Raw genomic sequence first — 24459 nt, 5'->3', positions numbered from 1 at the left:
GGTTCACTATTTAATACGATTCAATCGGTCAAATGGATGTCTGGCAACTTATTTTTTACCCTCCTAAAGTCCGGTGAGTAGTACATGTGAAAGCGCAACGTCCACCCTTGTTGATAATATCCGCCATTGTACCGCTCTTGTCCTTGGGAATACAAAACACCCGCTGCAAAGGTTAAACGAGGTGTTACAATGTAGCCCACAGTGGTAGTTAAACGAAGGTCCTCCATGGGACTGGCCACCACTTCCTTGCCACTTTGCATAATTAATTCCGCCTCCGGTGCAACGTAAAAAGTCTTGGGGCTCAGTTTGGTGTTGTTCAATGGGATTTTTGCCCGGAACATATAGCGCCAACGGTTCCTGAATATATAGTCGCTATCCTCTGCAAAGCCCTGGGTCCAACGGTGTTCTATTCGGATGCGGTGATACAGCATGGCCGAATAAAAGGGCATGGCAAATTGGTATTGGTGCCAAATACGCCATTCGGGAACTACATTTCTATCTTCCGATTCTTCATCTGTGTTAAAGTTAATGCGCACTACCCCACCCAATCGAAAATTGGTCTTTTTGTTAAAAATATACCCAATGGCATGTCGGTTATAAATTTGACCTATCTGTCCTATAAAAGGGGTGTTTTTGGTTTCTTGAAACCTAAAATGGGTCTGGGCATCCCAAAAGAACCGTTTTCCTATTCTAATGTTCCCATACGTATTGATCCAAACCTTGGTTTTGGGATCCTTGTACTGCGATGTTTCGGGCAAAACCTCTGGTTCCGACTCTTGTGCGTAAACAGTACCAACAAATCCGAAAATCATCAAAACAACCGCCAAAAAGCTACTTCTGAAACTCACCATGCCTATTGATTTTTAGAAGTTGATTGCTCCTTTAAGAGTTTCAGTACCTCTTTGGGGCGTTTTTCCTTTCGTAGCTTACGTTCCAATTTCCTGGTATCCTTGTCCCGTAAATCCAATATGCTTTGATTGGTATAGATAATTTCATTGTTAAGGTTGTCCGCATTGTCACATTGCAGTTCTTGGGTTATCGTTGTAAGGAAATAAGGAACCAAAATGTTCTCGTATGCATTTACGATTCGCTTTTTTACCTCTTCTTCCATAACATTGGCCATAAAAGGGTTCCAAACGGCATCGGTGTATTTCTTTTGGATTTCTTCGCTACGCTGTGGAAGCTCCTTAATCGTAATGGCGAGTGCGTTGAGTTGCGAAAGACAATTTTTCGCCTCTTTTCCATATTCCAATTTTTTGTTCGGGTTTTTAATGGAGGCATATTCGGTCAACGAACTATCCGCTACATTTTGGAGTTGTTTCACTGCTTTTCGGAAATTTTGCGGAAACTTTTCGGGAAGCGAATCAACTTGTTTTTCCAAGCTGTTGTTTAGTGCTATGAGCTCCTCCTCCAACCCATTTAAAATTTGTAATTGTTCATCATTGGTGAGCCTTGAGGCCAGCGACCCTTTTATGTATTCCAAACTCATTTTGGCATAGGTGGCCATGGCAGCTGCGGACAGTAAATCATCACTTTCATAACCAAATTCCTCAGAACTTGGTAGGCTAAAGGTTCGTTGCCCGCCTTTTTCATCGGCAACAACAATTTCCGTATTTGGTTTTCCTTTGGGCCACAATCCCTGCATCATGCCCGGAATTTTTAGGTGTTGTACAATCTCATGCTCTTTGTACCCTACCAAGGTTCCCAAAGGCACAAGAAAGTCGTTGTATATTTTTTCGGCAACATTGTAATAGAAAAACGCTTCTGAATCGGTACGCTTTACTATGTTCAAGTGACTGTTCCCTAAAATGGCATTGCTCAAATCCGACGCTATTTTGTAATCCGAGGCAATTTGTTCCAACATCTTATTTTGAAGAGAGTCCAACGGGTAGTATGGTACCTTTACCTTCATATTGGTTTCAAAATCCGGTGAACCCAAATGATCTAAGACCTTACTTATTTTTTTATAATAGCCATTGTTCTGTTCCAACAATCGGGATATATGGCTTTTTTCTTTATCGTTGTCCAAAACCGCACCCAACAAAGCAATGTATTGGGCGTTTAGCTGAATGGTTTTATAGTTGGATGCATGGGTATCGAATAATGGAACCGCTTTGGATGTGCCGCCTAAAACCATTTGGATACGGCGGAGCAACCCATCCTCAAAAAACCAATTTTCGGTGTCCTCAACGTTTTCTGTGGCATAGAACGACCATTCGTCGTGGGCCAGACCGTCTCTCAACAGCCTTCCGACCAGCACACTGCTATCGTTTTCTATTTGGAAACTTTGTTGTGGCACTCCTTCATCAAAAGAAATACTGCTCTTAAAAAGTATTTTTTCAATTTCAGAATCCTTGATTTGATTAATGGTGTATGTCCATGTGCCATCCGGTTTGCCCTTAACAAGGCTGCCCTTCCCTATTTCTTGTACACCGCTTACCAAAACCCTGTATTGGTAGCCCACCACTTGGCTTTGGCTATTGGTTTGGTAGGCACCAAATTCAAATTGCCATGGTCCATGGGCGATGGCCTTATCAAAAGCTCCCGAAAAACGAAACGTATTGTCCGTATTTTGCACAAGAGTCTCAAGATTGGATCGCTCTAACTCAAAATCACCATCAAAAATGGTATCAAGGTCGGAAATAGTATATTGGTAAACCGCTTTTCCCGAATAAGGCCCCACTCGAAGAGGTCCTTCGTACGTTTTGAGTTCTTGACCAAATGTGTGGAGCGTTAACGCCAAAAAGAAAAATACCGGGAAAAGCCTTTTTTTAGAGGGCTGCATTATGTAGAAATTACAGGTTAGTTGATAGTCACAATAAGCTACGAAACCAATAAACCTTTTGGATGATAAATGCTTTAGCTTTTTTTGATTTCCCTGATTTTTTATTAAAAAATTGAGTGTTTGATAAATTTTTAAATATTTATGGTCCTTGCTTTTATATCCAATGGTTTCCTACACCTTTTTAATGAGACATGAAATGGTAAAATAATTAGTTATGCATTGCTTTTTTTCATAAGCATAGCTTTTTAGGCCTTGCCTTTATTTATCATGCAGCCCCAGTCCCTTGAAAATTCTTGGGGTATGTTTTTCAATTCTGGCCTCACGGGTCTTGGATTGTTTGGCACTGGAAAAGTATAACAAATACCCTTTCTGTCTTCCATGTGTCAAGGCGTTAAAAGCTGCTTTGAGTTCGGGGTCTCCATCCAAACGCTTTTGAAATTCCTCAGGAACCACATATTCCGATGCTTTTTTAAAATCGACCTTCAGTCCTGCTTTTTCCACCTCAATGGCCTCGAAAATATAGGTTTTTAAAACGGGCTCAAGGGCTGCAATCCGTTCAATATCGGTAAAACGGATTACCCTGCCGGACTGGGTGTTTTCCCCTGGTTTTTCCAGAATCTTATGGTCGTCCTTCAACAGGGCACCTTTAAAAAAACTTAATGTACAATTGTCCTTGAATGCAGCCACCATAAGAATATTGTTACCGTTGTGGGTGTAGCAGGGCACGCTCCATTTTCGCTCTTCGGTAAGCCCACAATCCAGCACTAGCCTTCTCAAGTATTTTAACTCTTTTTGCCAATTGTGCACCTTACATTCTGGGGTACCGCCCAAGGCACAGCGACCACAGCCCTCCTGTAAGTAAGCGTCTATTTCGGGATTCATAAATGTGTCAATAGATTAATAGTGGCACCGTTTGGCTCTTTTACAAAGAACCGTCTCACGCCCCAATTTTCATTTGTTGGCCCATAAACCACTTCGTGTCCCAACTTCTTGGCTCGTTCGTACATTTGGTCCACATTGGATATTTCAATGGACAGAAAGATCGATTCATTATCTACAGGCTCCGGCTTTTTATTTTTAAAGATATTGATTTGTGCCATTGGATTTTCTTTGGAAGCAAACGTTATGATCCACCCTAGGTCCATAACCAACTCCATCTCAAGGAAATCCATATAAAACAATTTGCTCGCTTCCAGATTATCGGAATACATATTGGGAACTATTCTTCGCACTGCTTTTCTTTGATTTTATTTGTACTTACCGCTCGTTATACCCCTTGCCCTCAAAAATTTTGGGAATGGACTTCTCTATCCGCGATACACGGGTCTTGGATTGTTTGGCTTGTGAAATGTAGAGCATGTACCCACGCTGTCGCCCTGGGGTCAACGCTTCAAAAGCGGTTTTGAATGCTGTGTCCTCATCCAGTTTATCCTGAAGCTCTTCGGGCATATCAAATTCAGAAGTTTTCTTCATTTTGACTTCCAATCCCGCTTTTTCCACCTCAATGGCTTCATGGATATAGGCTTTTATCACCTTTTCAAGCTTCCTGACCTCATCCACATGAGTAAATCGAAGCTGCCGTGCCGATTGGACATTCTTCGTCTGCTGTACCAATATACCTTCGGTATCCTTCAACAAAACACCTTTGTGGAACAACAACGCGCAGTAATCCTTAAAACCGTGGATCAAAAAAATATTACTGCCATTATGGGTGTAACAGGGAACACCCCATTTTAATGCTTCGGCAACTCCCGTGTCCAACGCTATTCTTCTTAATTCACGATAGGCCTCCTGCCATTGGGATGGTTTTTCAAAAAAGAAATCGACTTTTGGATTTGTATTCATGACGTTTGAATTTTGGGCACTTTTCGGCTAGCTGGTCTAAAATACCAAGAAATTAGGGTCAATGTCAATAATAACGATGGCCCAAAAAGGTCAATAATTGCATCGCCAAGCGCCAAATGGGACACAATGGCCCCCGACATGGTAAAGACAAAACCAGCATAGGCCCATTCTTTAAGTAGTGGTAATTTGGGTAGTAAAATAGCAATTACACCCAAAATTTTCCATACCCCGATAATCAGAAGAAAATACAACGGATACCCCAAATGTTCCATCATTTGGATCTCTTCTTCCATCCCCATCAATTGAACAATGCCTGTTGAAGTCATGCCCAAGGCCAACCAAACTGTGGCCACCCAATAAATAATCTTATTTCGCTTCGTCATCTTGTTTATTTTAATTGTTCCACTATTTCCTGCAAACGGTTGTGTGCCATATTAATGCCCTGTGCAAAGGGCAACTTGAGCATACGGTCACGATTTTCCACCGATTTAAATACCATGTGTATGGTTAATTTGCTCGTAGTATCCGTCAATGCCTCAAATTCCATAAATTCCAGTTGCACCGGAAACTGGTCTCCTTCCATTTCAAAAGTTCTGGTAATCTTTAAGTTGGGTACAAACTCGTGTATGGTACCATTGAACCGGTGCTTGTTCCCCATCGGGTCTGTAGTTTCGAACTCATAACTACCATGCCTGCGGTTTTCCAGCTTTATTACCTGTGTCCCCATCCATTGTTCCACAATTTTAGGCTCCTCGTATGCTTTGAACAAAGAGGTTACGGGAAGATCAAATTCTCGGGTAATCCATATTTCCTGTTTTCCGTCCTCAGCGTGGATTTTTGTTTTCCGTTCCATTCTTATTTTTTAGGTGGTTGTTTTTTCATGATGGCCTCCAAGGCATTGAACCTATCGTCCCACATATCTCTAAAAGGTTCAATAAAATCTGCTATTTCCTTTAATTTCTGTGGATTAAAATGATAATATATCTCCCTCCCCTGCTGTTGTTTGTCCAATAATTCACATTCGGCAAGGATTCGGATATGTTTGGAAATGGTCTGCCGGGACGAATCGAATTCGGCCGCAATAGCTCCTGGTGTCATGGCATTAAGTGCCACCATGGCAATAATGGCCCTTCGGGTTGGGTCGGCTATCGCCTGAAAAACATCTCTTCGCAATTCCATTTATGCAGTTATTTGACTGCAAATATAAGTGCAACCATTTAACTGCGCAAATTTACCTTAACAATTTTGAGGTCATATTAAGGGTTAAAGACAATTGATCGATTTTTATGAAGGCTTCCCTTCGACTAAGCTCAGGGACCAGCAGGAATGACAAACTCAACTATGAAGCGTCAAGTACAAAGAAAAGAGAATCAAGAATCAAGACCCAAGAGATAAGACTTCGTGCATCGTGCTTCCAACTTCCAACATCGAGCAGCAGGCATCAAACAACCAATAAATCAGCAACTTGAAACCCAAAACCAGAAACGGACTCCCGACTTCCGACTTTGACACGAATTTCTCGAATTATCCTAATTCGGTTCCATGTCATTTCGAACCGAGTGGCGGGAGTGTGAGAAATCTATTCAAGACTATACCTTGATCTTTCAAAAGAGATTTCTCAATGGATGCGCTGCATCTCATTTCGAAATGACGATTTGGCTCCGCTCAGCATCCGCACGGAATGAGAAACTCAAGTATCAAGCGTCAAGCACAAAGAGAAGAAAATCAAGACACAAGACTCCGTGCATCGTGCTTCCAACTTCCAACACCGAGCATCGAACAACCCCACAACTAAAAACAAAAACCACCGAAAAACCCTTAGGCCTTCCGGTGGCAAATAATTGTTACTGTAAAATTTTAAGGAATTATCTTAATTTTATTGACAATTCACACCTTCATAGGTGTAGTTTCCTATAAAATTCCAAGCATGAATGTTACTCAGGGTGTTAGCGGCATCACCTACTTCTTGTCCACAAAAGGTAAGATTGTCCATCCCCAAGATTATACCATCTGGGCCATTATTCTGTTCTACAAAGTTGCTCCACCCTATCAATGTGGCATTAAAGTTTTCCTTGGACATCCCAGAATTGTCTAGCATACCAGTCATGAATTCTACCTTACCAATGTTCCAATTGCCCAGGTCCCTGTCAAAAGAGGCGGCTTCAGAGAACATATAACTCATATCGGTCACATTGCTTACGTCCCAATTGCCGATATCCCCGTTAAAGGAAGAGGCATTCCAGAACATACGTCTCATATTGGTCACATTGCTTACGTCCCAATTACTAAGGTTGCCATTAAAGGAAGTAGCCCCAGAGAACATATAATTCATGTCAGTTACATTGGAAAGGTCGGGGGCGTCCGTGGCGTTATAAACCATGTTTATGCAATTAGCAAAAGCATTATTAAAAGATTTCCATTGTATATTGCCCCATTGCTCCAAACCGATAAGTTTATCCATGTCGTTGGAAACAGACATATCAATTATTGGAAACTCTCCCTGTATGGCCACGGTATAGGTGCCCGCTGTGGCATAAACATGGGATGGGTTTCCATCAGCCTCGGTAAGCTCTTCCACCGTGCCATCGCCCCAGTCTACGGTGTAGTTGTAGGTGTAAAAAAAGTTTATACCAATAGTAATCTCCTCCCCATCGGTCTCGGTCTTCCAGGTGGTCACAAAGGAGGCGGGGTCCTCGGCCATGCTCTCTATCACATTCTCCACGGTTATGGTTATTGTAGCCTCGGCGGTCTCCTCGCCATCGGTTACGCTTACCGTTATGCTGTGCTCCGTAGTGGTCTCGTAGTCCAGTGCCTTGCCCTCGGCCAAGGTGAGTTCCCCTGCCGTGGTCAGCAAAAAGAGGTCGTTGTCGTTTTCCTTTAGCTCAAAGGTAAGCTCGTCTTCGTCCGCATCGGTGGCGGTCACCGTGCCTATCATATCGGTATCGGCTATATCCTCCTTTGCGGTAAACTCCTGTGCCTCGATCTCCGGGGCCGAGTTGGTAGTGCCCTGGGTCACTTTTATGGTGATCTCCGCATTGGCGGTGGTGTTGCCATCGCTCACCCTTACCGTTATACTGTGCTCCGTGGCGGTCCCAAAGTCCAAGGTCTTGCCCTCGGCCAAGGTCAGCATCCCTGCCGTGGTCAGTAGAAAGAGGTCGTTGTCGTTCGCGATCATCTCAAAGGTAAGCTCATCGTCCTCTGGGTCGGTGGCCGCTACCTGCCCGATCTCATCGGTATCGGTGATCGCTTCGGAGACCGTAAATTCCTGCGCCTCGATCACCGGGGACTGATTATCTGGGTCAACAGCGGTCACTTTTATCGTTACTGTGGCATCGGCCTTGGCCGTGCCGTCGGTTACGCTCACCGTTATGCTGTGCTTGTCGCTGCTCGCCGCGTCCAGTGCCTTGCCCGCGGCCAGGCTCAGTTTGCCTTCCTTGGTGATCTCAAAAAGGTTGCCGTCGTTCGTTTTAATGCTAAAGGCAAGGGCATCGCCCTCCGCATCGGTGGCGGTTACCGTGCCTATGGTCTCGGTGTCCGCAATGGTCTCCGCTACCGTAAAGGTGTGGGCCTTGACCACAGGGGCGGTGTTCTTGGGCGGTGTTGGGCCGTCGTCCTTGCCGCAGCTCCAGATCATGATGGTGGCCATGAGTGCCATACCTAATTTCTTTGCAAAGTGTTTCATAATATTTTTGTTTTTGATTATAAATTGGGACAAGATGCGATGTTTGCGGGAGAATTTTGGGCCCGATCTTACCAATGCCCCGTTTGGATTGACGGATGCAGGGGTTGGGTTGATGGGTTCAAGTTCAAGTGTCAAGTTCAAGTGTCAAGTGTCAAGTTCAAGTTCAAATATCAAGTTCAAGAGCATACAAAAGAGATAAGACTCAAGTTCAGAGTTTGGAGTTATTGGGTTATTCGGTTATTGGTTACTGCGAACTGCTGACTGCAAGTTCAAGAACAGAAAATTCGTGATGATTCGTGGAATTGGTGTCAAAAGGGTAAAAGGTAAAGGGTGAATGGTTGGAAAATAGAACAAAGAGCCAAGACCGCTGCGCTGCTGGACTGGGGTTAGGAGTTATTGGGTTATTCGGTTATCGGTTACTGCTGACTGCTTACCGTCTACTGTGAATTGCAAACTCAAGTGTCAAGTTCAAGTATCAGGCTCAAGAGCAAAGAAAGAGAGCCAAGAGGCAAGACTTCATGCATCGTGCATCCGACTACATTGGATTATTGAGTTACTTCTGACTGCCTACTGCCTACTGCAAACTGCAAACTGCCTTCCAACATCAAGTACCAAGTTCAAACACAAATAATTCAATAACCGAATAACTCAGTAAGCGGCAACCAATTAACCACAGAAATACTTAAATTTAAATGCTAATTCAAAACAATGAAAAATAAATTATTACCTCTGCTGCTCCTTTTTGGAGTTATCAGTGTCTCGGCCCAGGACAACATTATTGGGTTCAGTGAAAAAGCTTCGGACGAGCAACTACAACTCGAAGCAGATTACGAAAAACAACTTTCCGCCAACAATTTGGACCAATGGATGAAGCGCCTGGCTGCCGAACCCCACTGGGTTGGTACCGAATATGGCGAAAAGAACGTAAAATGGATGGAAAAGCAATTCAAATCTTGGGGCTACGATACCCAAATTGACACGTACCACGTGCTTTTCCCCTACCCTAAAGTACGCGTGCTGAAACTTACGGCACCAACCCAATACACAGCCAAACTGGAAGCCGTTCCCGTAGAGGGCGACCCGTACACCGCCCAAGGCGACAAACTATTACCGAGCTACAACGCCTTCTCCACCGATGGTGATGTGGAAGCGGAACTGGTTTTTGTAAACTATGGTGTACCCAAGGATTACGAAGAATTGGAAAAATTGGGCATCGATGTAAAAGGTAAGATCGTTATTGCCAAATACTACGGCTCTTGGAGAGGAATTAAACCGAAACTGGCTGCCGAAAAGGGTGCCATTGGTTGTATCATCTACTCCGACCCTAAGGATGATGGTTACTACCAAGGCGATGTGTATCCCGAAGGCCCTTTTAAAAATAAAACAGGCGTTCAACGTGGTTCCGTAATGGACATGCCGTTGTACCCAGGTGATGTATTGACCCCCGGTTATGCTGCGACCAAAAACGCAAAACGTTTAGATCGAGAAGAAGCACCGACCATTACCAAGATTCCGGTTTTACCAATTTCTTATGAAGATGCACAACCTTTATTGGAAGCCTTGGAAGGCCCTGTAGCGCCAGATTCATGGAGAGGTGGATTGCCATTGACTTATCATATTGGGCCTGGACCTGCCAAAGTACACTTAAAATTGGAGTTTGACTGGCAATTGAAACCTGCCCATAACCTGATTGCCACTTTGGAAGGTGATGAATTCCCAGACGAGTGGGTAATCCGTGGAAACCACCACGATGCTTGGGTGCACGGTGCCAGCGACCCCATTAGCGGCATGGTCGCCTTAATGGAAGAAGCCCGCGTAGTGGCCCAATTGGCCAAAGATGGCCACAAACCCAAACGTACCTTGGTGTATTGTGCTTGGGATGCCGAAGAACCAGGACTGATCGGTTCCACCGAATGGGTAGAAGATCATATTCCAGAACTAAAAGAAAAAGCCGTGGCCTACATTAATACCGATGGGAACAGCCGCGGGTATTTGGGTGCCGGAGGTTCCCACTCTCTACAGGCCATGGTAAGCCAAGTGGCCAATGCAGTGACCGATCCACAGAAAGGAGTGTCCGTAGCGGAGCGCCGTAAGGCCGCCAATGTGATGCGTGGTGGTGATAACAGTTTTAAACTGTCCGCACTTGGTTCTGGTTCGGATTATACACCTTTTATACAGCATACGGGTATCGCCTCGTTAAACTTGGGCTACGGTGGTGAAGGCCGAGGAGGGGAATACCACACCATTTATGACACCTACACCCACTACACCCGATTTAAAGACCCTGGTTTTGACTACGGTGTGGCCTTGGCCAACACCGCGGGACGCATTTCGTTACGTTTAGCCAATGCCGAGGTTTTGCCCTTTGAACTGACCCAATGGCACAGCACCATTGAAACCTATTTGGGCGAGGCAATGAAAACTTTGGAAGACATGCGTGCCGAAGTGGAAAAACACAACAAATTGGTTTCCGCCGATACCTACGAATTGGTGATGGACCCCAAAAAACCGATAGCTACCGCAAAAATGAAGGAAGAAGTGCCCTATTTGGATTTCTCCCCTATCCAAAATGTGGTTGCCGACTTAAAGAAAAGTATCGAAACCTTCTCCAAGGCCGATGTACTTGCCCTGTCCAGTGCCAAAAAGGCACAACTGAACCAAAAGTTGATGGGTATGGAGCAGGTATTATTGCAGGATAAGGGACTGCCCCGTAGGGATTGGTTCAAGCATCAGATCTATGCCCCTGGATTTTACACGGGCTATGGGGTAAAAACACTTCCAGGCGTGCGCGAGGCCATTGAGCAGGAGGAATGGAAAGAAGCACAGGAACAAATCGGGGTGTTGGCCACCACCCTCAAAAATTTTGATGCTCAGGTACAACAACTGAACAGCCTAGTGCAGTAACTGGATTTCTCTGACAACAACAACCCGACCGCCTCTTGCGATGTATCACAGGAGGCGGTTTTTTTATACGTAATTATAAAATTGCACTTAAGACACTTCAAACTTTTCAATAAAAATATCAGAGGTAAATGTTGCTGCCATCCAGACTAATGCCTGTTGGAAAATTCGGTTTTTCAAAATAACCTATTTTTTGGAACGTAGACTGGAATACAATCGGTTTGAATCTCTATCCACTAATAAATTAGCAGCCGCATTGTAGTACATCAATCGTTCTTGTTTATAAATGTATGCGTGCCTGAATTGTATATTAACAGATTCATGACCTCCGCTAAAGACGAGCCTCTTGACCAATACCCCCGCTAGCGCAAGCCTCTTGGCTTGTGCCAAGTATGAGTAAGAGATTGCGATTACCTTTATTATTATATAAAAGTTCTTTTAAATAACATAGAGATGATAGATACGAGCGGGACGCTCGCACCAGCAGGGAGGGTCAACAAAACCATTTGGAATTATATTAGTTAACATCGATTAGGTTTGTAATTATAAGATGATACGATTCTCCAAGCTTCTTTGTTATAAATTGAAAATCAACCCTTACCATTTGTTAACTTTAAAAACAATCGCTTGAAATTGCGGTTGAACATCGTAATTTTACAACTAACCGAAACTCGGTTTTACATACAAATTTTAACTTTGTAGGCTTACAAATTATTGAAGACACAATGAGCAAGACACTTTTTGATAAAGTTTGGGATTCACACGTGGTGAAGCATATTGAGAACGGTCCGGATGTACTTTTTATTGACAGGCATTTGGTTCACGAAGTAACGAGTCCCGTAGCTTTTTTAGGATTAAAGAACAGAGGTATAAAAGTATTGTATCCAGAACGCACCTTTGCGACCGCGGACCACAATACCCCAACCAGAAATCAACACTTGCCGGTAAAGGACCCCTTGTCCGCAAATCAGTTAAAGGCTTTGGAAGAAAACGCCAACGCGCACAACATACCTTATTGGGGACTTGGACATAAGAAAAACGGAATTGTACACGTAATTGGCCCGGAAAATGGAATTACAGTACCCGGAGCCACTATTGTTTGCGGGGATTCACACACTTCCACGCACGGAGCCTTTGGTGCTATCGCTTTTGGTATCGGAACAAGTGAGGTAGAAATGGTGCTTTCCACACAATGCATCATGCAGCCCAAACCCAAAAGTTTGCGCATTAATGTGAATGGGGAATTAAGCGAAGCCGTTACACCGAAGGATGTGGCACTTTTCATTATTTCCAAATTGTCCACTTCCGGTGCAACCGGCTATTTTGCCGAATATGCAGGTGATGTCTTCAAAAATATGTCCATGGAAGGTCGTATGACGGTTTGTAACCTTAGTATTGAAATGGGTGCCCGTGGCGGTATGATTGCTCCCGACGAAACCACATTTGAATACATTAAAGGAAGGGAATACACGCCAAAAGGTAAGGATTGGGATGCTGCCATGGAATACTGGAGCACTCTTTATTCTGATGATGATGCTGAGTTTGACAAAGAAGTGACTTTTGATGCCAGCGAGATAGAACCTATGATCACTTTCGGTACCAACCCTGGAATGGGTATCGGTATTAGCAAGGATATTCCTTTGGCTGAAACTATTGATGGTTCTCCTGCTACTTACAAGAAATCCTTGGAATATATGGACTACAGCGAAGGCGAGGCCATGGTAGGCAAACCTATCGATTTTGTGTTCCTAGGAAGCTGTACCAATGGTAGAATTGAAGATTTTAGGGCTTTCGCTTCCATCATCAAAGGAAGAAAAAAAGCGGACAACGTGACCGCTTGGTTGGTTCCCGGTTCACACAAAGTGGAAGAGGCTATCAAGGAAGAGGGCATCTTGGATATTTTGACCGATGCTGGTTTTGAATTGAGGGAACCTGGCTGTTCTGCTTGTTTGGCGATGAACGATGATAAAATTCCAGCTGGAAAATATGCGGTAAGTACTTCTAACAGAAACTTTGAGGGACGACAAGGGCCAGGAGCTCGTACCCTATTGGCAAGTCCTTTAGTGGCTGCAGCAGCAGCTGTTACCGGTAAGGTGACCGACCCAAGGGAATTAATGCACGAAGAAGTTTTGGCATAATAATATACAATAAACTATTAGCAATGAGTGGCTTATTGTTAATTGAACATTGATAACTGATAATTGAAAGAAAAATGGCTTACGATAAATTCAACATACTAACAAGTTCAGCGGTACCATTGCCCATAGAAAATGTGGATACCGACCAAATCATTCCGGCACGATTCCTAAAAGCTACTGAACGTAAAGGGTTTGGAGACAATTTGTTCCGTGACTGGAGATATAATTCCGATGGCACGCCAAAAGAGCAATTCGTACTGAACAATCCTATCTACTCTGGTAAAATTTTGGTTGGTGGCAAAAACTTCGGTTCAGGTTCCTCAAGAGAGCACGCAGCTTGGGCGGTATACGACTACGGCTTCCGCTGTGTGGTATCCAGCTTTTTTGCTGATATTTTTAGAGGCAACTGTCTGAACATCGGTGTACTTCCTGTTCAAGTGAGTCCGGAGTTTTTGGACAAAATCTTCAAGGCAATTGAAGCCGACCCAAAAACCGAGTTGGAAATCAACCTGCCAGAACAGAAGATTACCATTTTGGCAACAGGTGAAAGTGAAAGCTTCGACATCAACGATTATAAAAAACAGAATATGCTCAATGGTTTTGATGATATCGACTATTTGTTGAACATCCAAAAAGATATTGAGAAATACGCCGAAAGCACGCCTTTATAATCAATCGCTTGGAACACTACGGCACTAAAAAATGAAAACACGCACCATAGAAATTATGGACACCACCCTTAGGGATGGTGAACAAACCTCTGGGGTTTCTTTTTCGGCTTCCGAAAAACTGACCTTGGCCAAACTCTTGTTGGAAGAACTGAAGGTAGATCGTATCGAGGTAGCTTCGGCCCGTGTTTCCGAAGGAGAGTTGCAAGCCGTAAAAAGTATTACCGATTGGGCCGCTACGGAGGGTTATTTGTCCAAAGTGGAGGTATTGACCTTTGTGGACAACGGCGTATCGTTGAAATGGATGCAAGAAGCTGGTGCCAAGGTTCAAAACTTACTCACCAAGGGTTCATTGAACCATTTAACCCATCAGCTTAAAAAAACTCCAGAACAACACTTTACGGAAATAGAAAAAGTTATTTCAGAAGGGAATAAACTGGGGATAGACACCAACGTTTATCTCGAGGATTGGAGCAATGGGATGCGCGGTTCCAAAGACTATGTTTTTCAGTTTTTGGATTTTTTGACCGAGCAACCCATCAAACGAATTCTGCTTCCGGACACCCTGGGAATTCTTACACACACCGAGACAGGTGCTTTTATAAAAGAAATCATTGAAAGGTATCCAAATACCCATTTTGATTTCCACGGTCATAACGATTACGATCTCAGCGTTGCCAATGTGATGGAAGCGTTGAAAGCTGGTGCCCACGGATTGCACCTTACCGTTAATGGAATGGGAGAACGTGCCGGTAACGCACCTTTGGCCAGTGCCGTGGCGGTAATCAACGATTTTTTACCGGAAATTAAGATTGGTGTAAAGGAATCATCACTTTACAAAGTGAGTAAATTGGTGTCCGCCTTTACCGGTTTCAGTATACCTGACAACAAACCTATTGTTGGAGATAATGTTTTTACTCAAACTGCTGGAATACATGCAGATGGTGATAGCAAAAAGAATCTTTACTTTAACGATTTGCTCCCTGAAAGATTTGGCAGAAAACGCAAATATGCGCTGGGCAAAACATCGGGAAAAGCCAATATTCAAAAGAATCTTCAAGAACTTGGGTTGACCCTGAACGACGACGAACTGAAAAAAGTCACGGAACGCATCATTGAGCTTGGGGACAAGAAAGAACGCGTTACAAAAGACGACCTGCCCTACATCATTTCCGATGTACTGGACAGCAACCTGCATCAGCAAAAGGTTTTTGTGAAATCATACGTTTTAACACATTCCAAAGGACTGAAACCCTCCACTACCCTTTCTATTGAAATTGAAGGAAAAATCTATGAGGAAAATGCCCAGGGCGATGGTCAATTTGATGCCTTCATCAACGCCTTGAAAAAAGTGTACAAAAAAGAAGGTCGAGAATTGCCCAAATTGGTGGATTATGCGGTACGCATACCTCCCGGCAGTAATTCCGATGCCCTTTGTGAAACCGTCATCACTTGGCAGACCAAAGAAAAGGATTTTACCACCCGTGGGCTCGACTCAGACCAAACGGTATCTGCCATCAAAGCCACCGAAAAAATGCTAAACCTTGTTTAAATGTGGATATCGGAAGTAGGAAACCAGAACGGGTAGTTGCACAAATCAACAAATTACACAACAACCCAGTAACTGAACAACATAATAACTGAATAACCTAAGATACATGAAACTAAACATAGCGCTCTTGGCCGGAGATGGAATTGGCCCCGAAGTAATTGATCAAGCCGTAAAAGTATCCGATGCCGTAGCCGCGAAATTCGGTCACGAAATTAGCTGGACCCCCGCACTAACCGGTGCCGCAGCGATTGATGCTGTTGGCGAACCTTACCCGGACGAAACCCACGAAGCCTGTGTTGCTGCCGATGCAGTTCTTTTTGGAGCCATCGGTCACCCAAGATTTGACAACGACCCGTCTGCAAAGGTACGTCCCGAGCAAGGTTTGTTGAAAATGCGTCAGAAATTAGGATTGTTCGCCAATGTTCGACCAACTTTTACTTTTCCTTCCTTGATTGAAAAATCTCCACTGAAAAAAGAACGGATTGAGGGTACCGACCTTGTTTTTCTTCGTGAATTGACTGGAGGCATCTATTTTGGCAAAAGAGGCCGTGAGGATAACGACAATACTGCTTACGATACTTGCACCTACAGCCGTGCAGAAGTTGAGCGTTTGGCCAAAAAAGGTTTTGAAATGGCCATGCAGCGTTCCAAAAAACTATGCTGTGTGGACAAGGCCAACGTTTTGGAAACTTCGCGTTTATGGAGGGAAACCGTTCAAAAATTGGAAAAAGACTATCCTGAAGTGGAAGTGTCCTATGAATTTGTGGATGCCGTAGCCATGCGTTTGGTACAATGGCCAAGCGCTTATGATGTTTTGATCACCGAAAACCTATTTGGGGACATTTTAACGGATGAAGCTTCTGTGATTTCAGGATCTATGGGCTTGATGCCTTCCGCTTCTTTGGGTGAAAAGACATCTTTGTTCGAGCCTATCCACGGTTCCTACCCACAGGCAGCTGGAAAGGATATTGCCAACCCATTGGCAACAGTTTTATCCGCAGCAATGATGTTCGAAACGGCATTTGGACTTAAGGACGAAGCCGAAGCCATCCGTGAAGTTGTGAACAAATCATTGGCCGATGGTGTGGTTACCGAAGATCTAGCTGATGGTGGAAAGTCATACAAGACCAGCGAAGTTGGCGACTGGTTAGCAGAGAACATTTAACCAACCCTACATAAAAACCAAAAAGAAAGCCCCGAAATTCGGGGCTTTTACTTTATTGCAACAGATATACTATCGAATGCTTCTTCCCTGTTTCTAAAATTACGATGCGTCATTCTGAACCTGCCTGCCGGTAGGCGGGTTTATTTCAGAATCTCATCATTTTAGTAGTCCAATCTTAATGAGAACCTGAAACAAGTTCAGGTTGACTAGAATTCTATTTTCTATAAGCTTGCTCCTTTGGAAAAAACCCGAAATGACATACAAGCATTTTCAGTCATTTCGAACGCAAGTGAGAAATCTGTTACTACAAAATATAATCCGTACTCAAGAAGTTACTCACTTTGGCCTCCATTAGTTGCTCCACGGTTTGATTGTTCAGCTCATTGTCTTTAAAAGCAACAAATGTTCTGATGGAGAAAGACCTCAAAGCATCATGCACGCTCAAAGTGGATTGCGCAGAGTCCTTTCTTCCCGTAAACGGGTAAACATCTGGTCCACGTTGGCAAGAACTGTTCAGGTTTACACGGCACACCAAGTTGGCCAAGGTATCAATCAGCGGGGACAAGGTGTACACATCCTTGCCGAACAAACTCACTTGTTGCCCATAGTTGGATTCCGCCATATCGTCCAACGGCTCTTCAATATCCTGAAACGAAAGCACAGGGATAATGGGGCCAAACTGCTCCTCTTGATACACCCGCATATCCTTGGTTACAGGATAAAGCACTGCTGGCCAGATATAATTATCAAAATGCTTCCCTCCTTTTTTATTGATGATTTTTGCGCCTTTTGCCAAAGCATCATCCAACAACTCTTGGATATAAGCAGGCTTATCAGGTTCAGGAAGTGGCGTCAAATTCACGCCGTCGTCCCAAGGGTTTCCAAATTTCAATCCATCAACCTTCTCTGCGAAACGCTTCAAAAATTGATCTTTTACTTCATCATGAACATACACCACCTTTAAAGCGGTACAGCGCTGCCCATTAAAGGACAAAGTTCCTGAAATACACTCGTTGATGGTCAAGTCCAACTCGGCATCAGGAAGTACAATGGCCGGATTCTTGGCCTCCAAGCCCAAAACCAAACGCAATCTGTTACTTTTTGGGTGCTGATCTTGCAAAGCATTGGCCGATTTACTGTTTCCTATCAAAGCCAACACATCCACCTTGCCCGTTTGCATTATCGGAGCCGCTACTGCCCTTCCTCTACCAAAAAGTATATTTACCACTCCTTTTGGAAAACTGCTCTGGAATGCCTCCAAAAGCGGTGTAATCAATAAAACCCCATGCTTTGCGGGCTTAAAAATGGTGGTATTACCCATGATAATGGCTGGAATCAATAAAGCAAAGGTCTCGTTCAAAGGATAGTTGTACGGTCCAAGACATAGCACCACCCCAAGAGGACCACGACGGATGTGGGCATAAACACCATCATGTTTCTGAAATTTGGCGCTGTCACGATCCAATTGCTTGTAATCCTCGATAGTATCATAAATATACTCAACGGTACGATCAAATTCTTTGTAGGAATCTGGTTTGGATTTGCCTATCTCCCACATCAAAAGCTTCACTACTTGTTCGCGCTTTTGCTCCATCTTCTTCACAAAGGTCTCCATACACTCAATACGATCCTTTACCTTCATGGTCGGCCAAAGGCCTTGCCCCTTATCGTATGCTGCCAAGGCGGCATCTAAAGCATCCAAGGCTTCTGCTTCACCCATATCCGGAACGCTCCCCAAAGTGGTGGGAGCATATTCTTCAGTTGATGAAATCGTAGAAACCACCGGGGTTGTTTCGCCTTCCCATTTACGTAATTCCCCATTGACCAAATATGTTTTTTGATGAATCTCTTCGGTAATCTGAAAAGCTTCTGGTATTGCTGTTGTAGTTGTTGCCATCAGTTGTTGTTTTAAGCGATTAGTGTTGATTAATGGTCGTCAATCCATACAAAACTAACACAAAATCCATTGAAAATGCTGTTGGTTCCACGCCAAATGACTTCATATGGATTGAAAACCAAATTTAATAATAATGATACCTGAAAATGTTGGTGGCATCACACCAAATATTGGAACAAATCAGGTTTGTTGTTGAGATAATCCCCAAAGAAGTTGTTGTCTTTCATCCGTTGAATCAAAGGCTCTAGATCATCGGGCGATTTTAATTCCACCCCAACAATGGCAGGTGCGTTCTCCCTGCTCGATTTTTTGGAGTACTCAAAATGGGTAATGTCGTCATTGGGACCCAAAATATCCACTACAAACTCTTTCAAAGCTCCTGGACGCTGTGGAAACCTGACTATAAAATAATGCTTCAATTGCGCATAGAGCAAAGCTCTTTCCTTGATTTCAGCGGTACGGGTAATGTCGTTGTTGCTTCCGCTTACCACGCATACCACATTCTTACCTTTGATTTCTTCCTTAAAATAGTCCAAAGCCGCAATGGTTAAAGCGCCTGCTGGCTCTACCACAATAGCATCCCTGTTGTAGAGGTCTAAAATCGTCTGACACACTTTCCCTTCGGGAACGGTGATCATTTTATGCAAATGCGCTTTGCAAATGGGATAGGTCAACGACCCAACCTTTTGAACGGCTGCTCCGTCGATAAACTTATCAATGTTTTCCAGCTCCACTAACTCCCCTTGCTCAATGGATTTGAGCATCGAGGGCGCTCCCTCAGGCTCCACTCCGATTATTTTGGTGTTGGGCGACAAGGCCTGAAACGTGCCACACAGTCCCGATGCCAATCCACCACCGCCAACGGCCACAAAAACATAGTCGATGGGCTCGCTGGATTGCTGCAGTATCTCCAAACCAACGGTTGCTTGCCCTTCGATGGTTTTTTCATCATCAAACGGATGTACAAAGGTTTTGTCTTTTTGGGCACAGAACAGTTCAGCTGCTTTTTTGGAATCGTCGAAAGTGTCTCCTTCCAGAACTACATCAACCCATTCCCCACCAAACATCTTGGTCTGATCTATTTTTTGTTTAGGGGTTACAACTGGCATATAAATGGTTCCTTTGACCTGCAAATGACTGCAAGCAAAAGCAACACCCTGTGCGTGGTTTCCTGCGCTGGCACAAACCACACCGCTATCCAGTTGTTTTTGACTGAGGGAGCTTATCTTATTGAACGCGCCACGGATTTTGTAGCTACGCACCCTATGAAGATCCTCTCTTTTTAAAAGAATATTGGCCCCATGGGATTTGGAATAGCGGATACTTTGCTGCAAAGGAGTTACATCTGCCACTTGGGCAATGGTTTTTGCTGCTTGATAAATATCCGCTATTTGCGGAAAATATGTTTCCACAGTTTCACTCATAGGGCCAATGGTTTTGTATTATCCGATTGGCTTCATTGCCGTCATGGATGCACGCAATCTGGCACCAACCACTTCTACATCATGCTCACGGATGGCTTTATTCACGGCAATCAGCCTTACGTTGTCCACACCGGTATCTTTACCTTCGCCAAAGTGCTTCCCAATGACATCGGTATCAACTTTCTTCATAAAATCGGTCAACAATGGCTTACAGGCGTGATCGAACAAGTAACAACCGTACTCTGCCGTATCTGAAATTACACGGTTCATCTCGAACAATTTCTTTCTTGCAATGGTGTTGGCAATCAATGGAGTCTCGTGCAATGACTCATAATAGGCTGATTCTCCAATGATTCCAGATTCGGTCATGGTCTCATAGGCCAACTCCACTCCTGATTTTACAAAAGCGACCATCAAAACGCCGTTGTCGTAGTATTCCTGCTCAGAGATATCCATATCTCCCGCTGGAGTTTTTTCGAATGCAGTTTCTCCAGTGGCAGCTCTCCAGTCCAATAGGTTTTTGTCGCCATTGCTCCAGTCTTCCATCATTGTTTTGGAAAAATGTCCGCTCATAATATCGTCCATGTGCTTTTGGAACAAGGGACGCATGATTACTTTCAATTCTTCAGCTAAATCGAAGGCTTTGATTTTAGCTGGATTGGACAAACGGTCCATCATATTGGTGATACCTCCTTGCTTCAAACCTTCGGTGATGGTCTCCCAACCGTATTGAATCAATTTCGAGGCGTATGTTTCGTCCACTCCTTTTTCCACCATTTTGTTGAAAGAAAGAATAGATCCTGTTTGCAACAAACCACAAAGAATGGTCTGCTCTCCCATCAAATCCGACTTTACTTCCGCCACGAATGATGATTCCAGCACGCCCGCTTTATCCCCACCTGTTCCGGCCGCATAGGCTTTTGCTTGCTCCAAACCTTTACCCTCTGGGTCGTTTTCTGGGTGTACGGCAATCAAAGTTGGTACGCCAAAACCTCTTTTGTACTCTTCACGCACCTCGGAACCTGGACTTTTTGGCGCCACCATGATCACGGTAAGGTCCTCACGCACCTGCATACCTTCTTCCACGATGTTAAAACCATGAGAGTAAGATAAGGTTGCTCCTTTTTTCATCAAAGGCATTACTGTACCCACTACGTTGGTGTGTTGCTTATCAGGTGTTAGGTTGATGACCAAATCAGCATCTGGAATCAATTCCTCATAGGTACCTACCACAAAGTTGTTCTCCTTGGCGTTCTTAAAGGATTGTCTTTCCTCCTTGATTGCTGCTGGACGAAGGGCATACGAAATGTCCAATCCAGAATCGCGCATGTTCAACCCTTGGTTCAACCCTTGGGCACCACATCCAACAATTACAATTTTTTTTCCTTTTAGTGCGGTAACACCATCAGCGAACTCGCTGGAATCCATAAATCTACATTTTCCCAACTGTGTCAGTTGTTCGCGAAGTGATAGTGTGTTAAAGTAATTTGCCATTTTTAATATTTGATTTTACGCTATTTAGTTTTCTTGAAATTCCTGTAATATTTCGGTTATGGGCATTGTTGCCTTGGTAACTGCGATTCGTCCCGATCGCACAAACTGCATAATGCCATATGGTAAAAGTGCATCGTGCATTTCGTCTATTTCGTGTCTACGGCCAGTTTTGGCCAATGCAAAAAACTCACGGTTCACGGTTACGATCTGTGCATTGCTTTCTTTGATGATATTCTGAATCTGACGCTCATCGAACAACAAGTGCGAAGCAATTTTGAACAATGCCGATTCTTGATAAATGGTTTCATCATCTGTGTGATAGTATGCCTTGATGACTTCAATCTGTTTTTCAATTTGACCTACTATCTTGCGTGTCCAATCCTCGGTGGTAAAGACTACAATCGTGAATTTGGAGACGCCTTCAATCTCTGATTTTGAAACATTTAAGCTTTCAATGTTGATGTGTCGCTTTAGGAATATTCCAGATATTCTATTGAGCAGTCCCACATGATTTTCGGAATACACCGAGATGGTATACCATTGTTTTCCCATGTTATTTTTTATTTTTTACTGCAACTATAAGTCCTGTGGACCAGTCCATCTTTGTTATTGTAATATCTTTTCTTTTCTCGATCGTTTTGACCAATTCGTTTGCTTTTTCTTCATGTCCTTCAGGCCAATTGGGCTGTTTTTTCATATCGTCGATTACATAGTAACCGCCCTTTTTCAACAATCCCAAGGTTCTGTCCAAATGACTGTACTTTCCCGGCCACGCATCTGCAAATATCAAATCGAAGGATTCGCCTTGATACTCCTTCAGCCATTTTCCGCCATCGGTACAAATTAGCTTCAATCTATCTTCGTCTTCAAAAAACAGTTGGGCCACTTCAATAAGCTCCGAATCATTGTCAACGCTTAATATTGTTGAATCCTCGTCCATTCCCTGAATCAACCAGGACAATGATAGTCCGATGCCAGTACCCAATTCCAAAAACTTACCTGCTGGTTTCGATGCCACCAGTGTTTTCAACAAAGTGCCAATATAAATATCGGAAGGCATGGTGAACCCCATCTCTTTGCTCTTCTCAAGCAAATCTTGATATTGCTTGGGCTTTTCTGTGATAGTGGATTGATCCATTTACTTCAACCTGATATCTGATACGGATGCTCCTGATGGAATCATAGGGAATACGTTGTCCTCTTTTTCCACTTTCACTTCCAAAAAGTATGGGTCTTTGGACGCCATCATTTCTTGTACGGCCTCTTGAAGATCAGCTCTTTCGGAGACCCTTCTTGATTTGATATGATATCCTTCGGCAATCTTTACAAAATCAGGATTTGTCATTACGGTTGATGCATATCTCCTGTCAAAGAAAAGTTCTTGCCATTGGCGCACCATTCCCAAGTGGTCGTTGTTCAATACCACAATCTTGACAGGCACGTTGTGTTGAAAAATAACCCCGAGCTCCTGAATGGTCATCTGGTACCCTCCATCACCAATAATGGCGACTACTTCACGGTCCATGGCGCCCATTTTGGCGCCGATGGCGGCAGGAAGACCAAATCCCATGGTTCCCAAGCCTCCAGAGGTTATATTGCTCTTGGATTGCTTGAACTTAGCGTAACGACAGGCAATCATTTGATGCTGGCCCACGTCGGAAACCATTACCGCCTTGTGACCTGAAGCCATATTGATTTGCTCAATGACTTCACCCATGGTCAAGCCTTCCTTGGTCGGGTGAATATCTTTATTGATTAGCGTATCATATTCAATTTGGTACATCTTATCAAACTCAGCTTTCCAATCTTTATGCTCATTTTCATGTACTAAAGGCAATATCTCACTCAAAGTTTCTTTGGAATTGCCCAAAACGGCAACATCTACCTTCACATTTTTATTTACCTCGGCAGGATCTATCTCAAAATGAACAATTTTGGCCTGCTTTGCATAGGTGTTCAAATCACCTGTTACACGGTCATCAAAGCGCATTCCAATCGCTATGAGCACATCGCACTCGTTGGTCAACATATTAGGCCCATAGTTCCCGTGCATTCCCACCATTCCAACATTCAGCGGATGGTCCGTATCCATTGCGGATAGGCCAAGAATGGTCCATGCGGCAGGTATTCCGGTTTTTTCAACAAATGCTTTGAGTTCGGCTTCGGCCTCGCCTAAAATCACACCTTGTCCAAAAACGATAAATGGTTTTTTGGCACTGTTGATCAATTCGGCAGCTTTCTCCAAACTACCTGTTTCTGGTTTAGGAGCCGGTTTGTAGCTTCTGACCTTGGTACATTTTTCGTATACAAAATCAAGCTCGTCAAACTGTGCATTTTTGGTAATGTCCACCAATACTGGTCCCGGTCTTCCCGAGCGAGCAATGTAAAATGCCTTCGCCATAATCTCTGGAATCTCTTCCACTTTGGTAATCTGGTAGTTCCATTTGGTCACCGGCGTGGAAATGCCCACGATATCCGTTTCTTGGAATGCATCAGAACCCAAAAGACTTCTCGTTACCTGACCCGTGATACAAACCATTGGGGTGGAATCTATCTGCGCATCGGCGATTCCCGTTACCAAATTGGTGGCCCCGGGTCCAGAAGTTGCCATGGCAACCCCTACCCTACCTGTAACCCTGGCGTAGCCTTGGGCGGCATGTGTAGCACCCTGCTCGTGTCGCGTCAAAATATGCGTCAATTTATCTTGAAACTTGTAAAGTTCATCATAGACGGGCATAATGGCACCGCCTGGGTAGCCATAAATCAAATCAACTCCTTCTGCGAGCAAACAATGAATAATTGCCTCTGCACCAGTAATTCTGATGGCTTTTTGACTTTTACTATCTTTTTTTTGTGCTTTTAATGTCTCCATAAGCCTGTATTTAGGGAGATACCCCTACAATTATTG

20 protein-coding genes are annotated in these 24459 nt (G+C 43.9%); 5 read left to right on the top strand and 15 right to left on the bottom strand.

What is annotated here, in order from left to right:
* Positions 1 to 20: 20 nt before the first annotated feature.
* The 9 genes from GO009_RS02340 to GO009_RS02300 form a co-directional block, all read right to left on the bottom strand.
* Positions 21 to 851, bottom strand: coding sequence for a DUF2490 domain-containing protein (locus tag GO009_RS02340; RefSeq protein ID WP_163624559.1), 831 nt, complete (start codon positions 849 to 851; stop codon positions 21 to 23).
* 2 nt (positions 852 to 853) lie between these two features.
* Positions 854 to 2785 carry a hypothetical protein gene (locus tag GO009_RS02335; RefSeq protein ID WP_163624558.1) on the bottom strand — a complete coding sequence of 644 codons (1932 nt, stop codon included), beginning with the start codon at positions 2783 to 2785 and terminating at the stop codon, positions 854 to 856.
* A 258-nt stretch (positions 2786 to 3043) separates the two neighbouring features.
* Positions 3044 to 3667 (bottom strand): YdeI family protein, encoded by a 624-nt coding sequence (locus GO009_RS02330; RefSeq protein WP_163624557.1) that lies wholly within the window; start codon positions 3665 to 3667, stop codon positions 3044 to 3046.
* Positions 3664 to 4017 carry a VOC family protein gene (locus GO009_RS02325; RefSeq protein WP_163624556.1) on the bottom strand — a complete coding sequence of 118 codons (354 nt, stop codon included), beginning with the start codon at positions 4015 to 4017 and terminating at the stop codon, positions 3664 to 3666. The genes GO009_RS02330 and GO009_RS02325 overlap by 4 nt, the downstream gene beginning before the upstream one ends.
* A gap of 25 nt (positions 4018 to 4042) precedes the next feature.
* On the bottom strand, positions 4043 to 4630 hold the full coding sequence (locus tag GO009_RS02320) for a YdeI family protein (RefSeq protein ID WP_163624554.1): 588 nt from the start codon (positions 4628 to 4630) through the stop codon (positions 4043 to 4045).
* On the bottom strand, positions 4627 to 5013 hold the full coding sequence (locus tag GO009_RS02315) for a DoxX family protein (protein ID WP_163624552.1): 387 nt from the start codon (positions 5011 to 5013) through the stop codon (positions 4627 to 4629). Before GO009_RS02315 ends, GO009_RS02320 begins: the two co-directional genes overlap by 4 nt.
* Positions 5014 to 5018: 5 nt before the next feature.
* Positions 5019 to 5483 (bottom strand): SRPBCC domain-containing protein, encoded by a 465-nt coding sequence (locus GO009_RS02310; protein WP_163624550.1) that lies wholly within the window; start codon positions 5481 to 5483, stop codon positions 5019 to 5021.
* A gap of 2 nt (positions 5484 to 5485) precedes the next feature.
* Positions 5486 to 5809, bottom strand: coding sequence for a helix-turn-helix transcriptional regulator (locus tag GO009_RS02305; RefSeq protein WP_163624549.1), 324 nt, complete (start codon positions 5807 to 5809; stop codon positions 5486 to 5488).
* Positions 5810 to 6506: 697 nt separating this feature from the next.
* Positions 6507 to 8312, bottom strand: coding sequence for a BspA family leucine-rich repeat surface protein (locus GO009_RS02300; protein WP_163624547.1), 1806 nt, complete (start codon positions 8310 to 8312; stop codon positions 6507 to 6509).
* 708 nt (positions 8313 to 9020) lie between these two features.
* Here GO009_RS02300 and GO009_RS02295 point away from each other — a divergent pair.
* The 5 genes from GO009_RS02295 to leuB all read left to right on the top strand — a co-directional run bounded on the left by GO009_RS02295 (position 9021) and on the right by leuB (position 16736).
* The gene (locus tag GO009_RS02295) at positions 9021 to 11216 is read left to right on the top strand and encodes a transferrin receptor-like dimerization domain-containing protein (protein WP_163624545.1); all 2196 of its coding nucleotides are present in this window, start codon (positions 9021 to 9023) and stop codon (positions 11214 to 11216) included.
* 722 nt (positions 11217 to 11938) lie between these two features.
* On the top strand, positions 11939 to 13351 hold the full coding sequence (leuC, locus tag GO009_RS02290; RefSeq protein WP_127136741.1) for a 3-isopropylmalate dehydratase large subunit: 1413 nt from the start codon (positions 11939 to 11941) through the stop codon (positions 13349 to 13351).
* Between the two features lie 74 nt (positions 13352 to 13425).
* Complete coding sequence (gene leuD, locus GO009_RS02285; protein ID WP_163624543.1) at positions 13426 to 14022, top strand: 3-isopropylmalate dehydratase small subunit; 597 nt, start codon at positions 13426 to 13428, stop codon at positions 14020 to 14022.
* 31 nt (positions 14023 to 14053) lie between these two features.
* The gene (locus tag GO009_RS02280; protein ID WP_163624542.1) at positions 14054 to 15571 is read left to right on the top strand and encodes an alpha-isopropylmalate synthase regulatory domain-containing protein; all 1518 of its coding nucleotides are present in this window, start codon (positions 14054 to 14056) and stop codon (positions 15569 to 15571) included.
* 106 nt (positions 15572 to 15677) lie between these two features.
* On the top strand, positions 15678 to 16736 hold the full coding sequence (gene leuB, locus GO009_RS02275) for a 3-isopropylmalate dehydrogenase (protein WP_163624541.1): 1059 nt from the start codon (positions 15678 to 15680) through the stop codon (positions 16734 to 16736).
* A gap of 304 nt (positions 16737 to 17040) precedes the next feature.
* Here leuB and GO009_RS02270 read toward each other — a convergent pair whose 3' ends face one another.
* The 6 genes from GO009_RS02270 to ilvB all read right to left on the bottom strand — a co-directional run bounded on the left by GO009_RS02270 (position 17041) and on the right by ilvB (position 24423).
* On the bottom strand, positions 17041 to 18633 hold the full coding sequence (locus GO009_RS02270; RefSeq protein WP_163624539.1) for an NADP-dependent glyceraldehyde-3-phosphate dehydrogenase: 1593 nt from the start codon (positions 18631 to 18633) through the stop codon (positions 17041 to 17043).
* 158 nt (positions 18634 to 18791) lie between these two features.
* On the bottom strand, positions 18792 to 20057 hold the full coding sequence (gene ilvA, locus GO009_RS02265; RefSeq protein WP_163624538.1) for a threonine ammonia-lyase: 1266 nt from the start codon (positions 20055 to 20057) through the stop codon (positions 18792 to 18794).
* Positions 20058 to 20075: 18 nt separating this feature from the next.
* Positions 20076 to 21551, bottom strand: a complete 1476-nt coding sequence (ilvC, locus tag GO009_RS02260) for a ketol-acid reductoisomerase (RefSeq protein ID WP_163624537.1) — start codon at positions 21549 to 21551, stop codon at positions 20076 to 20078.
* 24 nt (positions 21552 to 21575) lie between these two features.
* Complete coding sequence (gene ilvN, locus GO009_RS02255; RefSeq protein ID WP_163624536.1) at positions 21576 to 22103, bottom strand: acetolactate synthase small subunit; 528 nt, start codon at positions 22101 to 22103, stop codon at positions 21576 to 21578.
* A 1-nt stretch (position 22104) separates the two neighbouring features.
* Entirely contained in the window at positions 22105 to 22689 is a 585-nt protein-coding gene (locus tag GO009_RS02250; RefSeq protein WP_163624534.1) for an O-methyltransferase, read from the bottom strand.
* A complete protein-coding gene (gene ilvB, locus GO009_RS02245; RefSeq protein ID WP_163624533.1) occupies positions 22690 to 24423 on the bottom strand; it encodes a biosynthetic-type acetolactate synthase large subunit in 1734 nt (577 codons plus the stop codon).
* Positions 24424 to 24459: the final 36 nt, after the last annotated feature.

The sequence above is a fragment of the Allomuricauda sp. TY007 genome (assembly GCF_010468565.1).
In the GTDB taxonomy this organism is placed as follows: Bacteria; Bacteroidota; Bacteroidia; order Flavobacteriales; family Flavobacteriaceae; genus Flagellimonas.
This window is presented reverse-complemented; position numbering and strand designations above follow the sequence as displayed.

Excerpts from the sequence above, each read along its gene's own strand:
- GO009_RS02340 (WP_163624559.1), bottom strand. The coding sequence starts at position 851 with ATGGTGAGTTTCAGAAGTAGCTTTTTGGCGGTTGTTTTGATGATTTTC.
- GO009_RS02335 (WP_163624558.1), bottom strand. The coding sequence starts at position 2,785 with ATGCAGCCCTCTAAAAAAAGGCTTTTCCCGGTATTTTTCTTTTTGGCG.
- GO009_RS02330 (WP_163624557.1), bottom strand. The coding sequence starts at position 3,667 with ATGAATCCCGAAATAGACGCTTACTTACAGGAGGGCTGTGGTCGCTGT.
- GO009_RS02320 (WP_163624554.1), bottom strand. The coding sequence starts at position 4,630 with ATGAATACAAATCCAAAAGTCGATTTCTTTTTTGAAAAACCATCCCAA.
- GO009_RS02315 (WP_163624552.1), bottom strand. The coding sequence starts at position 5,013 with ATGACGAAGCGAAATAAGATTATTTATTGGGTGGCCACAGTTTGGTTG.
- GO009_RS02310 (WP_163624550.1), bottom strand. The coding sequence starts at position 5,483 with ATGGAACGGAAAACAAAAATCCACGCTGAGGACGGAAAACAGGAAATA.
- GO009_RS02305 (WP_163624549.1), bottom strand. The coding sequence starts at position 5,809 with ATGGAATTGCGAAGAGATGTTTTTCAGGCGATAGCCGACCCAACCCGA.
- GO009_RS02300 (WP_163624547.1), bottom strand. The coding sequence starts at position 8,312 with ATGAAACACTTTGCAAAGAAATTAGGTATGGCACTCATGGCCACCATC.
- GO009_RS02295 (WP_163624545.1), top strand. The coding sequence starts at position 9,021 with ATGAAAAATAAATTATTACCTCTGCTGCTCCTTTTTGGAGTTATCAGT.
- leuC (WP_127136741.1), top strand. The coding sequence starts at position 11,939 with ATGAGCAAGACACTTTTTGATAAAGTTTGGGATTCACACGTGGTGAAG.
- leuD (WP_163624543.1), top strand. The coding sequence starts at position 13,426 with ATGGCTTACGATAAATTCAACATACTAACAAGTTCAGCGGTACCATTG.
- GO009_RS02280 (WP_163624542.1), top strand. The coding sequence starts at position 14,054 with ATGAAAACACGCACCATAGAAATTATGGACACCACCCTTAGGGATGGT.
- leuB (WP_163624541.1), top strand. The coding sequence starts at position 15,678 with ATGAAACTAAACATAGCGCTCTTGGCCGGAGATGGAATTGGCCCCGAA.
- GO009_RS02270 (WP_163624539.1), bottom strand. The coding sequence starts at position 18,633 with ATGGCAACAACTACAACAGCAATACCAGAAGCTTTTCAGATTACCGAA.
- ilvA (WP_163624538.1), bottom strand. The coding sequence starts at position 20,057 with ATGAGTGAAACTGTGGAAACATATTTTCCGCAAATAGCGGATATTTAT.
- ilvC (WP_163624537.1), bottom strand. The coding sequence starts at position 21,551 with ATGGCAAATTACTTTAACACACTATCACTTCGCGAACAACTGACACAG.
- ilvN (WP_163624536.1), bottom strand. The coding sequence starts at position 22,103 with ATGGGAAAACAATGGTATACCATCTCGGTGTATTCCGAAAATCATGTG.
- GO009_RS02250 (WP_163624534.1), bottom strand. The coding sequence starts at position 22,689 with ATGGATCAATCCACTATCACAGAAAAGCCCAAGCAATATCAAGATTTG.
- ilvB (WP_163624533.1), bottom strand. The coding sequence starts at position 24,423 with ATGGAGACATTAAAAGCACAAAAAAAAGATAGTAAAAGTCAAAAAGCC.